Below are 13,567 nucleotides of genomic sequence, written 5' to 3'. Positions count from 1 at the left end.
TAAAAAACTAAAATAACAATAAGGTAATTTCCTTACAAACATTCACCAAAATTTAGCCCACGAAGGTGGGCTTTGTTTTTATAGCCCCAGACTTCTAGTCTGAGGGGCTTCTTATCACCTTATCACCCCATCCCCTTGTCACGAATTACGAATTACGAATTATATTCACCTTATCCCCTTCCATCTCCCCCAATCTTTTTCAAACTAGCCATTACCTGACACTTTTGTAAGACTCTAATCAAACTTTGGGCTTGGAGTTTATATAAAGGTACAGGTAAAGTTTGAGGTAAATTATTGATTAAATCTCTAGCTTTATTAAAGGGATAATTAGAAAGTTTGACAATTTGATTTGCACCTTCAAATTTAGCTTCTTGGGTGATTGCACTTTCAATTACTATTTGCCAATTTTTAGGATAAATACCAATTCTACCTGCTTCCATTCTTTTTAATCCGTCGATGGTTGCGAGTACAACTAAACGAATACCTGGTTGTATTTTTCTGTATTCTTTGGGCATGATTTCCGGAGCAATCCCTGGCTTTTGATATAAAATTGGTACAACTCCATAACCATAAGCAATTTCAGAAAGCAGTAAATCATTTAAGGTATCAACTTCAGTAAATTGATATTCAGTGACTAAAACTGTTTGATTGTGAAACCGGAATAAGTCGAGAATGTTTTCACCAAAAGCTGCTCCAGCAAAAGCTTCTGATGCTACTGCATAAGCTGATATAATTTGAGCGCTGGGTAATATTTGAGCTAAATTTTCACTCAAACGCTGTCCAAAGGTACGAATTACTAAGTTACTTTCAGGGTTGATTTTTCGAGTTTTTAACGCTATTTCCACATTCAATATTTCGTCTTCTGTAGTCGCAATTATACTCTTGGCTGTGGAAAGATTTACTTTAGTTAAAGATTCATTTAAATCACCTTCAAATAAGGTTATATCAGGTAGTTTATTATTATCGAAGTCGTCTTCTAAAACAATTCCCACCACAGGTTGATAAAAATCTTGTAAGATTTTTGTCACCCTACTTCCTACTCTTTTGATACCAATAATTACGATATGTTCTTGTTGAGGAACTTCAGTGCGTCGTTTAGAAAATAGAAATTTTGTCGATAAAAGCTTCTCGGTGGCTAAAGCATATAATACACCGACAAAAGCAGTTCCAGCTACAGCTAATGATAACGCTACAATTTGCTGAATTGGATGGTTTGTAGTAACGCTATACAAGAAATCTGGATATCCGCCTAAGAGTAAACTAATTGTGATATAAAAAGCATTATAAATACTATCTTTATTATCTAAGGAGTTAAATAAGATAGTTCCAACAATTGCTAAAATGATAGTCACAAAAACTGAAATAATTACTACACGGCGAACTTGGGAACTGGAATCCCAGTATTCTAAAAGTTTTTTTCTAATATTAGTAGATTTTGGCGATATTTGTTTTTGCTTAGGATTATTATTCGCTGATTTTTTTGGTTGTTTCGATAGTAATCTATCAAATTCTTGGACATATATCAGAGTTGCGCCATCTTGAATTATTGTTTCCGAATCCCAATCATAAAAGGAATTAAAGCTATCATTATCATTGGGTAAATAGCAAAGTAACATCCGTGAACTCGAATTTAATTCAAACAGTTGACGACGGTGAAAATTATCTCCAGAAGAAACTTGATGCTGAAATACTCCCAACCAGTTACCATCTAAATTAAAATATCCTAAAGAATTTCCCCCCAAAGCTGCTAAAGCAAAAGATGCTGCCGATAAATAAATCGGATCGTAAGCAACAAAATTGCTTAAGTGTTCTTCTAATAGTTGATTTAAGTTTTCTTTCGTTGAACGAATTACCAAACGAGCGTTTTTGTTAAGTTGTCTAACTGCGATCGCAGTTTCGGCGTTGATTAGTTCATCACTGGTGACAATCAGTACAGCGCGACAAAGTTCGATTTTTGCACGCTCAAATACACTATTATCACGACAATCACCAATAATTAAATCATCAAGTAAACTATCAACACCAGGAATTCTCCAACTATTTGGCTGTACTAACTCAATTCCGACAACTTTCACCCCGAATTGTTTCAATGCAACTACACAATGCTGTCCCAATCCTCCCAAACCACAAACTAGAAAACGTTCATCTATAAAAGATTGATTTTCTGCCATATATGTAATTTATACTACTTAAAATCAGTTTAAAATTAATTGCGAGGGATGTAAAATATGAAAAATATTTAGTTTTTTCCACTAAGTTTTAGTATTTTAGACTTTTACTCCAAAAAATCGAGCAATTCGGTATACATAAAATTTTAATACAGTTTCTTGTTCAGCGATTACCGAAAAATTCATGGGAAGACGTAGTAATGCTACCTCTCTACATTGGGTATGTGACACAATCCCATGACTTCTTCTCACTATTAACAGTTACAGCATATTTGATCTTTATGAGGCAGATTCGGACGGGCAGGGATGTCCATCCCACAACAGCTTTATGATATAATGCTGTAACTGTTAAATTCTTCTGTTTAAAAAGATGATTTTATCTGTATTTTGCTATTATTTAAACTATTTAGTGTAATTAAATTCCCAAGTTATAAATCTGTTTTAGATATAATTACTTCAGCGGGACGTAGGGTTTTTTCTCCCCAATAAAATCCACGACGCACAACTTTAGTAATCGTTTTTTCTGGAATATCAGTTCGGAATTCTCGGTCAACTACGCGACACAAATTGAAATCAAGCTGTGTTTCTTCTACTTCTATTGGTAATACTTGACGCTTTGCTAATATGCTGAGGAATTTACGATGAACTGCTCCTATAGACTTGGGTAAACGTTGTAAAAATTCTGGACTAGCTTCAGGATTATTTTCTAAATAATTTAGCAATGTTTCAAATGCATCAGTAACTTCTAATAGTTCTAAAAATAAATCTTCTATTGTCGCATTAGCTTGAGTTTTCTCTGTCCTTAATGATTGTTCTAAAAAGATATTTGCTTTCTGTAAAATGCCGATTTTATCAATAATTGAATCGCGCAATTCTTGATTAATTATATACTTTTTCTCAGTATTATCCCTCAGGGCTAAAATGCGATTAAATAAAGTTTTAAAGTTCATTTTTTTTAAGAATAAAATGGAATAATTGGAGGTTGAGCCTCCAAACCTTGGTTCCCAGGCTCTGCCTCGATTCGGAAGCTCAACCAAAGAACTAAAATTGAGAAGTTATTTTATTGACGTTGGAATCTTTTTAGATAACAATTCCAAACATTTCTTTGCCCAAATTTGTACTTGAGAATTGGGATGAGAAGTCAAAAGCTGACACACCGACAATGCTCTGTATAATTGTCCGTTCACTTGATAAGCTTTAACTAACCAAACTTGTGCTTGAGCATAGTCTTTACTGTTGCAATCATTCGACTTTTCGCAGTAATCTTCTAAGTATTTAATAGCTTTAGGATAACGTTTTTGTTTACAAGCTGATATCCCTTGAGCTAGTAATTCTGATAAGGACATTGTTAAGGGTTCTTTTTCTAAGTTTTCTTCTCGAATAGCTTTGGCGATCGCCATATCTAATCCATCAAATTCTGATAATAATGTTAATGTCGGTTGTGGTTGTTCTAAAACTGATAAATCGCTATATTTAAATCGTTTGATAGTCGGTAATATTTCGCATAAATAATCAGCTATAATGCGTTCATTTGGCTTCATCAAACTTCTTTGAGCTTTGGCAATTAGATCTACAGAATATTCTTTTCGTTTCATCGCTGCGGCTACAGCTTTGGTGATTTCTGCTTTTGATGCGGCTTGTGATACTCCGAGAATTAAGTAAGGATTTTTTTCCATAGATATATTTTTTATATTTTTTAATAACCTATTTTTAAACTCTGATACACTTGTTGAAAAGCTGGTTCATCTGGACAAATTTCATAAGCCCATTGTCCCAATTGCTGGATGATTTGGTAATCACCTAAGTCTTTTTTTATTGATTCAACTAAACTTTCAATCAAAAATTTGGCTACTAAGAACTTGACTTGCTGATGATGGGAATATTTCGCTTTTTTAATTGCTTCATCATAATGATGGTTTTTAAAAAGCTGCTGGATTTGATCAATCTCTTGCTGATATTCAACTCTTTCAATTAAATCAATGACAATAGGATTTTTTGCGTCGATTTTTGTAATTTCTCTAAGTTGTTTTAAAGCTTGTTCGGAGGAAATTTTTTGATTAATTAGTTTCTCCCGAATTTCTTCTGCTTTATATTCAGTTAAGTAACTTCTAGCTGCTTGATTTCCTAAAAGACTGTACCAAAATTCGGCAAATTTTAAATGTTCTGTTAATTCTGATATTCCTTGACGCTGATATCCGCAAAGTCTGTTTATTTCCTCTTCCCACTCTCCATTCCCTTTAATTGCTGTTTTAGCTTGATTGAGAGGAACGATCGCATAAAGCCATTTTCGTTGTTTTAACCACTCGCAACCTTCATGGTAAGCCACAAATGAACAAGCAAAGATTTCCATCCCAACAGGTTGAGTTGAGGGTTTAAGCTCAATAGCTCGTGATATATCTCCCTCTAGACAAGCAGCAACGGCTAACCCCCAAGGAGTATAAAGCGCTTGTAATATATTTTGTTGATCTATCTGTTTATCTATTTGCTCAACTACAATATCCTTCCACGATTCTAAATACCGATTATGACATCCGGGTGTAATCCACAGTTCTTTTACCCTGATTCCCCGTGAAGGTGGATTACCCATCAAACCTAAAGCTACTGTTTCTAAACGATAGCGATCGCGCAATTCTAAATAATCGGAGGTATTATTATCTTTAAAAGTATCTATGGTATCTGACAATCGTTGTTTCAATTCTAAAGATACTGCTTGTAAATCTACTTCTTGTGCTATCCAAGGTACATCTTTAAGAGCCAAATCGTTGTGTAAATTTGCTAATGCTGTTGATAAAGCCACAATTAGCAGTTTTACAGATTCTATTTGGGTTGAATTAAAATCGTTGCGAGCGCGGTAATAAGTTGCTACTGTCCAATTATGTAGATTAATAATATTCGGTTCTATAATCCATGCTTTTTCTACTGTATCTCTAATCATTCCCCAATCAGAATTTTGCCATAATGAAGCTTCTATCGATGGTTGAATATGTCCGTTTAAATTAGCTACAATTAGTGAATCATCACCGAAACATTGGATAAATTCAATACTCGCTGTTTTCGCTAGTGCAAAATTTTTTTCTTCAACTAACTGCTGAATATTTTGTAATTTTAACAACCTTTGCCATTGAGAAATAGTTTCTAGATTTTGCCTTTGAATCTGTATTCTCTCACCAGATAAAACTTGCCACTCACGTGCTGCTGCTGCTAACTTACCTTGTTTAGCAAGAGCAAATCCTCGCAGATAAGCGGCTTGTTCAACCTGTATATCTTTCAAGTAATTCAGTGCTAATACCCATTCTTGAGCCTTAATGGATATAATTCCTAACCGAATTTTACAGTCTGTATAATCAGACAGTAGACGGAGAGCAGCTTGGTACAAAGTTTCAGCTTGCTTCAAATTACCTGATTTTTCAGCTTTAAGTCCATCTCGAAATTTTTCTTTACCTTGGAGAGTATTTTGCAATTGCTCTAATAATTTGATTCCATCCGAGCGGGGAAAACTAGTTAAAGCAGAATTCAACAGCGCGATGGCAGTTTTTAATTTACCCGCATTCTGAGCTTGATAAACCGAAGTTAAAATACGAGAGTAAGTTTGTTCCTGTTTGACTTGAGCTTCACAAGTTGCGATCGCGTTTTTGAGTTGTTCGGTAGAATAAAGTTGTTCTGCTTGACGGTAAATTGTCATCGCATTTTGGAAAAATCGATTTTCTCTATGTAACTCTGCTTCTACAAGTAATTTTTGAAATTGACTTCGGCAATCCAGTTCTTTTTGATATTTTTCTATAGACTGAGAAACCGTAGTATCACAGATAATTTTCAGATAACGTTGGTAAAAGTCGATGGCATTCGTAAGGTAATGGGTTTCTAAAGGATTTCCACTATCTTGCTCAACGAGCATTTTACCATGAACAACTAATTTATTTGCATCTGCTAACTGTTTACACCATTTTTTTAATTGCTTTTGCAGCTGATTTAAATCATTCTCTAAAAACAACTTGCGAAACAAAAGCTGTGAAAAATTCGGTTGTTCGTACCAAGTATTGATCAGATTTTGAGCAATTGCGATCGCATCTTGTAACTGTTTATTTTCTGCAAGTAATTCAGCTTCTTTAAGTTGCTGCAAAGCTTGATTTGAGTCTTTAAAACTGTTAAGGAAACCCATCAAATCTCCTCCTTACAGCTTGGTATTTTCAACAGTAAACAAGACAGTGCATTGCGGAGGAACACAATCGTTGTCACAACTATCGTGGTGAGAGCGCCGAGGTAAGAAGTAAGGAGAGGTAATTCATAAAGTCTACGTATTAAGGAAATATCAGTATGACAATTAGGACAAATATTACCTTGAATCCCCTTGTATTCACATACAGGACAGTTGAGCTTAATCATCGTTTCAGCCCTGTAGCAATAGTATTGGTGGACAACTCCATATCGAACCAGCGACTGACCGAAGGTTGCAATTCATTCCAGAGTCGATCTACTTCACGCTCGTTACTTTTAGAGGAAGCATCAAGCATTCGATAAAGCTTTTCTGACATAGCATTTGCTTGGGTGGGTTCTACTCTATGAGCTTGTTCAATGGCGAATAAACACCCTTGAACTAGTTGGACTTCTGAGGGTAAATTCTTGATTTCCCTGGTTACATCCTCATTGAGAGATTGCATCTGAGAAATATTATTATTGTTAATTGCAGCAAGCAATTCTTGAGATAAATTTTGCAATCGTAACTGTTGCGGTTGAGGAATCATAAATCCGCAGAGTTCAACTATTTGATTGCATTGATTCATGCTATACTCAGCTTCGAGTCGTTCTTTCGACATCGCGGCTTGAAAATTTTCTAGGTCTACTTTTGCACGTTCGCGTAAATCAATGCGTTCTTGACCGTTTCTAGGGTCGATAATCTCATTTGCTAACTGTACCACTGGTACTGATAAACGTAACGCTTCTTCAACTCCGAACTCTGTTAAAGACTGGTTATTTAACTCGGCGATCGCAGTTTCTAAATCTTGATAAATTTTTTCATCTGAATTACCGCGAGAAAAGGTGTGACTGACGCTGACTGAGGTATCATTTTTCAAAGTGGCTCGCACCGTCAAACCGCTGTTTTTTTCATCCAGATATAAATTTACTAAAATTTCCGTTCCTGGGGGATACTTGGCTTCTAAACCCAACCACAGAACCCCAATACTTTCATCTTCACCGCGAACTTGATCAGGGCTAAAAAATCGAAAGTGAATCAAACGCTGTCCATCAGCTACAGTCTTAAAAGTATGACTTGTAGTGACTGGTAAAATATCACCCCGGCTAATAACTTGATATTTACCGTCGATCAACTCTATATAATAATCGCGGGAACTGGTAGTCACTTTATCAATCAATCCTGCTGCAACCATTGCTGCACCTTCAGCCACCGCATACATCGGACGAGGATGAACTACAATTTTATCACCAAAAGCTTGCTTAACTTGATGTTGGACATAGGGAATTTGCGAACAACCACCTACCAAAAGTACCACATCCACCATATCATTCGTATATTCCGAATATTGCAAAGCTTGATGACAAATTGCGATGGAACTTTCAACTAAATCCGTAATAATTTCTTCAAACTGGTTGCGAGTAATTTCGACTTCGATGGGAATCGAAAGTCCGGCAGCATCCAATAACGGAGTAGCAGGTTCAATGCGAACAACATCAGTAATACTCAATTGAACTTTGGCACGTTCTACAGCAATTTTCAGGTCTGCATGAAATCGCACTTTTGCATAATAAGGCATTTTAGCAACCAAAGCATCAATATCGTCAATTTGCTCTTGCTCAGCGACTTGCTGTTTGACAAAATTAATCATCCGAGAATCAATATCATCTCCTCCCAACCACAAATCACCCGCTTTCCCCTGCTCAATAAATTGAGTTCCTGCGGCTGTAATTAAAGAAGCATCAAAGGTTCCACCACCAAAATCGTACACCAAAATTGTTTTCACATCTTCACTATCTGGTGAAAAACCGTATGATATAGCTGCTGCTGTGGGTTCAGGTAATAATTCTAAGGGAGTAATTCCGGCTTTGAGTGCAGCGGTACGGGTAGCATGACGCTGTTTATCATTAAAATAAGCGGGTATAGTAATTACTGCTTGATCAATATCTTGGGTTTTACCAATATCTCCCCGGTAATCTCGCGCATTTTGTACCACTTTTTTAATAATTTCCGCCGAAATATCATCAGGGGAATATTCTTTTCCTCCCAACCAAACTGCAAGACTATTATCTGTACCTTCAGTAGGTTGAGCAATTTTATAACCGATTTCCGACATTTGTTTTTGAACTGCTGAGTCACTAAAACCTCTACCCATCAAACGCTTAATCGAAATAATTACATTTTCCGGTTCCCCTCGTAATTGGTTGTATGCTTTCTCTCCCACCATCAATTTATCTTGCTGTAGGGCAACAATAGAGCGAGTCAGTTTTCTATCTGGTGGTGTATTATCACTCGCACTCACAACTTCAATTTGAGCTTCTTTAAATGCTGCAACCGAGTTGGTAGTACCCAAATCAATTCCAATTGCCTTACCCATACTTGCTACCCCGCAATGTATAATTTTATTTGTTTTTTTCTAAACTACTGAAACTAAAACTCTTTAGATACAAGGGTTATTTGTATTAGCTGCATCAATAGTTACATTAATTTTAGACAATTATTTCCGAGTAAACTTGAGTAATAACACTAGTAGCAAAAAAGCTGTATTTGGCGGTTTTTTTAAGTAAAAATAGGTAGTTGGAAATCAATCAAATTTTACCTTATTCGGAGAGAAGGCTCCCGCCATAATCTGTGATTTGGCGGCGAGATGAATCGAGGGCAAAAAACGAGACGTTCCCCGACCATAACTGGCTGCAAGCCAGTAAGGGAAAGGGAACAGTTGAGTTGCAAGTCCATGTTATGATTTACGTTAATGTGCGTGACGTAAATATGCTGGTATTTGAGGCAAAACTTGAGGGAGAGGACGGGCAGTATCAAGCGCTTGATGAAGCGATTAGAACTGCTCGTTTTGTTCGCAATGCAAGCCTTAGATACTGGATGGATAACAAGGGTATTGGGCGATACGACCTTAGTAAATTCTGCGCTGTACTTGCGGCTAATATTGAGTTTCCTTGGGTTGCCAAACTGAACTCGATGGCGAGACAAGCTAGTGCCCAAAGAGCATGGTCTGCTATTGCTCGGTTTTTTGATAACTGCAAAAAAGGTAAACCAGGAAAAAAAGGTTTCCCAAAGTTCAAGAAAGAACAAACGCATGGTTCTGTTGAGTACAAAACCTGTGGATGGCGACTTTCTGACGACCGTAGGCATATCACTTTCTCCGATGGATTTAAAGCAGGAACCTTCAAACTCTGGGGAACTCGTGACCTGCATTTCTACCAACTTAAACAGTTTAAAAGAGTGCGGGTTGTACGTCGTGCAGATGGCTATTATTGCCAGTTTTGCATTGACCATGAACGAGTAGAAAGGCGAGAGCCTTCCGGTAAAACTATTGGTATTGATGTGGGATTGAACCACTTCTATACAGATAGTAACGGGGAAACAGTCGCCAATCCTCGACATCTCCGTAAGAGCGAGAAATCTTTGAAACGGCTGCAACGCCGGATGTCTAAGACTAAAAAAGGTTCTAATAACAGAGTCAAATTTAGAAATAAACTTGCGCGTAAGCACCTCAAAGTAAGTCGCCAACGTAAAGACTTTGCTGTCAAGACAGCAAGGTGCGTGGTGAGGTCTAACGACCTCGTGGCGTATGAAGATTTGATGGTGCGGAATATGGTCAAGAATCACCGCTTGGCTAAGTCGATTAGTGACGTTTCGTGGTCGCTGTTCCGTCAATGGGTTGAGTATTTTGGTAAAGTTTTTGGCGTAGTAACTGTGGCAGTTCTACCCCACTACACTAGTCAGAATTGCTCTAATTGTGGTGAAGTTGTCAAAAAGACTCTTAGCACTAGGACTCATATTTGCCCTCGTTGTGGACATATCCAAGATAGGGATTGGAACGCGGCGCGGAACATATTAGAAAAAGGATTGAGTACGGCGGGTCACGTCGGAACTAACGCCTCTGGAGAGACTGATCAATACTTGAGTGGGGAAACTCATAAAAGCAAATCAACTCGTGGAAAGAGGAAACCCTTCATAGCGATATGAGGGAATCCCCCGCTATATCAGGTACTCCTGATATAGCGGTGGGAGGATGTCAACTTTAACAGCAATGCTAATTTGTTACGCATTTCTGGTTCCCAGTATCGGTTCCTAGGAACTAGTGTTTGGAGGCTCAGCCTCCGATTATTGCAACTGGTGTATTGCGGTGAATTTGAATGGACTAGCCGTGTTTAGACGAGTTTCACTAATTGTTGGAGACGTAACGCCCGGCTACGTCTCTAGAAGAATTTTCTTCTGATTAGGAATTAAGCAATTCTTTAAATTTCTCTTCTTTAGCAATTGGTTCAAAATCTGGGTCATTTACAGCATCTTCCTTATACTGCGGATGCAAATTAATCGCTGTTTGTAGAGTCTCTACAGCTTCATTTACTTTACCTTGATAACAATAACAAATTGCTTTATTATAATAAGCGCTAGGGTAGTTTTCATCCATTTCTAAGGCTTTATCAAAGTTAATCAATGCTTCCTCATCTCTTTGTAATTCAATTAAAACATAACCCCGTTTATCCCAAGCTTTAGGAGTTGGATTAAATTCAATCGCTTTATCAAAAGAAGCAACTGCATCTTCATAACGTTCCAACATTTCCAAAGCTAAACCCCGATTCATCCAAGCTACACCGTCAGTTGGTTCTACTTCTACCGCTTTATCAAAAGATTGAAACGCTTCTTCATGACGCTGTAATTTTCCTAAAATTACACCTCGATCTACCCAAGCTTGATGGTAATCTGGTTTTATTTTCAACGCTCTGTCAAAGCCAGATATGGCATCTTCATAACGCTTGATTCTTCCCAAACTCATTCCCAAGACAAACCACAGTTTTTCGTTATCTGGTTGCTTTTTCACAACTTTACCAAAAGCGGTAATTGCAGCTTCATAACGCTTAATTTCCATCAACGCCAAACCACGATGGTACCAACTATCGGTATGATTCGGGTTAATTTCTAATACTTTATCAAATATGGCGATCGCGTCTTCATATTGTTTCAATTCCCACAGCGCTAAACCCTGCTGATACCAAAGTTGAGCGTTATCTGGTTGTACTTCCAAGGCTTGATTGTAAACGTCAATGGCTGCTTGGTAATTGCCGGCTGTAAATAACTCGTTACCACGAGTCACAAATTCATCGAGATTTACAAATAATTGGGGATGATTGGATTTGAGTTTTTCAATTGGTTCGATTACTTTCTCTAGCTTTTGCAAGATTTCCCCAACGGCGGAAGCTGCAATTTCTCCGGGTGTAATTTCGGATAGCTTTTGTAAAATCTGTTGCTTTTCAATTTCTGCATCCGATTGCACCAACTGTAATTGTTCGCTTAAGGTAGATTCTAATTTATCTAATTTTTCCAAACTAGAATCTTTGCGAGCGGTAATTTCCGATTGTAAAGCAGCAAGTTGTTCGCGAGCGGTATTTTCTAATGTTCTTAAACTTTCCAAAGTTTGATTTTGTTGAGATTCAATACCATCGGTAGAAGTTGAAATTTTGCTGTTAACTTCTGTTTCCAGATTTTGGAGTAATTCCCAAGTCGAATCCTTACGAGATTGTACCTCAGATTGTAAAACAGCAAACTGCGATCGCAATTCTGTTTCAAGTTGAGACAAGCTTTGCAGAGTTTGCTGTCTTTGCTCTTGAATTTGCGATCGCGATTCTGTAAATTCCGCAGTTAGGGAAGTTTCCAGATTAACTAGGTTATTTTGAGTTGAATTAACTTGCTCTTGAATCAAATTTTGAGCTTGCTGCAACTCCCCATGAATTTGGGAGCGTAATTGTTCGAGATTTTGCACCATGATATCTTGCTGCTGCATTGCTTTTTCTCTAGCTTCAGTTTCGATATCATCAAGTTGCGGAGTAAAATCGGCTTCTAGTTTGTGTAAATTCTGTAAAATTGCATCACGATAAAGTTGAGCATCTTGTTGAAGTTGGGAAAGTTGATTAACGAAATCGGATTCTGTACCGGCAAATTTTTGGATAGTTCCATCTTTTTGGGTTTCTAAATCAACTTGTAAATAAGAAACCGTTTGATTAAATTGATTCTCGGCAAGTTTCAAATTTTCGAGAATTGCATCTTTTTGAGATTGTACGTGAGTGAGAATTGCAGATAATTGAGGAGCAAAGTTTGATTCTAACTGCTGTAAATTATATAATGTTTGCTGTTGTTGTGCTTGAGTCGCTGATTGCAGTTGTTGTAACTCAATTGTAAAATCGGTTTGGGACTGTTTGAGATTTTCTACCGCTAAATCCTTCTGTTGTTGTAAATCTGCTTGCAAGACATTTAATTTCGGTTTAAACTCCGCAGAAAGACTTTGTAAAGAAACCAAAATTAAATCCCGTTGTTGTTCTGCTGCTAATTGAAGTTCCTTCAACTGACTTGTAAAATCAACTTGCGACTGCTTGAAATTTTCTACCACATCATCCTTTTGTTGTAACACCTCCGATTGCAAACCTTTCATTTGGGGTACGAATTCAGCACTTAACCGTTGCAAATTTTGAATAATCGAATTACCTTGCTGCTGTGCATTTATCTGAAGTTCCGTCAGTTTACCAGTAAATTCCGTATCTAACTCATTCAAAGCCTGCTTAAAAACATTAATTTGTGATTCAATTTCCGCCAAAGCTTGTTGCTTCGACGAAGATAAGTCAGCAACCAACAGCGATAAAGCTTCTTGCTTACCACCAATATCTTCCCGTAAAATTTTCGCTTCATTATCTAACTCATCAACAACATCTTCGGCTTCTGCGATCAGTTTCTCTACCCTTTGATTTGCGATCGCGATTCTTGCTTCTAAATCACCCAATTCCTTGAGACGAGCAGTCACCAAATTCGTTACTTCCCGAAAAACCGCACGTCTTAACAAAAATATCGCAACAATCATCCCCATCATTAATACAACTAACGTAGCGAGTAGCGTATTAAATAAAAAAGTAGTTTGCCCAAAAGCGCGATTTGCTTCCGCTTGTACCTGCTCTTGTACCCGCTGACGCTCCTGCAATCGTTCCAACTCCTGCTGTGGAGTCAGCGCTTGAGCAACAACATAATTATCAGCTCCAGCCGTGACAGGTTTAGTACCAGCAACCCCAACAGACATTAAAAGAGTTGAAAGCATTATATTGCTGAACGAAACCAGAGCAAAGACCTTTGAATTAAAGCGTTCCACAACTCCCTTCCCTTGTCTGTTGGTAATTATAGTTAACGCCTATATGATAGCGGG

General features: G+C 37.5%; 7 protein-coding genes. 1 reads left to right on the top strand and 6 read right to left on the bottom strand.

The features are described from left to right. Positions 1-170: 170 nt before the first annotated feature. From IQ247_RS22020 to IQ247_RS22000, 5 genes are all read right to left on the bottom strand, one after another. Positions 171-2,171, bottom strand: a complete 2,001-nt coding sequence (locus tag IQ247_RS22020) for an NAD-binding protein (RefSeq protein WP_193923310.1) — start codon at positions 2,169-2,171, stop codon at positions 171-173. Positions 2,172-2,596: 425 nt separating this feature from the next. Continuing rightward, positions 2,597-3,118 (bottom strand): nucleotide exchange factor GrpE, encoded by a 522-nt coding sequence (locus IQ247_RS22015; RefSeq protein ID WP_193923309.1) that lies wholly within the window; start codon positions 3,116-3,118, stop codon positions 2,597-2,599. 105 nt (positions 3,119-3,223) lie between these two features. After that, positions 3,224-3,844, bottom strand: a complete 621-nt coding sequence (locus IQ247_RS22010; protein WP_193923308.1) for a molecular chaperone DnaJ — start codon at positions 3,842-3,844, stop codon at positions 3,224-3,226. 20 nt (positions 3,845-3,864) lie between these two features. Beyond that, positions 3,865-6,327: a tetratricopeptide repeat protein gene (locus IQ247_RS22005; RefSeq protein ID WP_193923307.1), complete on the bottom strand. Its 2,463-nt coding sequence runs from the start codon at positions 6,325-6,327 to the stop codon at positions 3,865-3,867. Between the two features lie 220 nt (positions 6,328-6,547). Then, complete coding sequence (locus tag IQ247_RS22000; RefSeq protein ID WP_193923305.1) at positions 6,548-8,737, bottom strand: Hsp70 family protein; 2,190 nt, start codon at positions 8,735-8,737, stop codon at positions 6,548-6,550. A gap of 392 nt (positions 8,738-9,129) precedes the next feature. On the opposite strand from IQ247_RS22000, the gene IQ247_RS21995 reads away from it, so the two are divergent. Further along, on the top strand, positions 9,130-10,344 hold the full coding sequence (locus IQ247_RS21995) for an RNA-guided endonuclease InsQ/TnpB family protein (RefSeq protein WP_193923322.1): 1,215 nt from the start codon (positions 9,130-9,132) through the stop codon (positions 10,342-10,344). 253 nt (positions 10,345-10,597) lie between these two features. On the opposite strand, the gene IQ247_RS21990 is transcribed toward IQ247_RS21995, so the two are convergent. Next, on the bottom strand, positions 10,598-13,462 hold the full coding sequence (locus tag IQ247_RS21990; RefSeq protein WP_193923303.1) for a tetratricopeptide repeat protein: 2,865 nt from the start codon (positions 13,460-13,462) through the stop codon (positions 10,598-10,600). Positions 13,463-13,567 lie beyond the last annotated feature (105 nt).

Origin of the sequence: Plectonema cf. radiosum LEGE 06105 (assembly GCF_015207665.1) — a bacterium.
In the GTDB taxonomy this organism is placed as follows: Bacteria; Cyanobacteriota; Cyanobacteriia; order Cyanobacteriales; family Nostocaceae; genus Rivularia; species Rivularia radiosa_A.
This window is presented reverse-complemented; position numbering and strand designations above follow the sequence as displayed.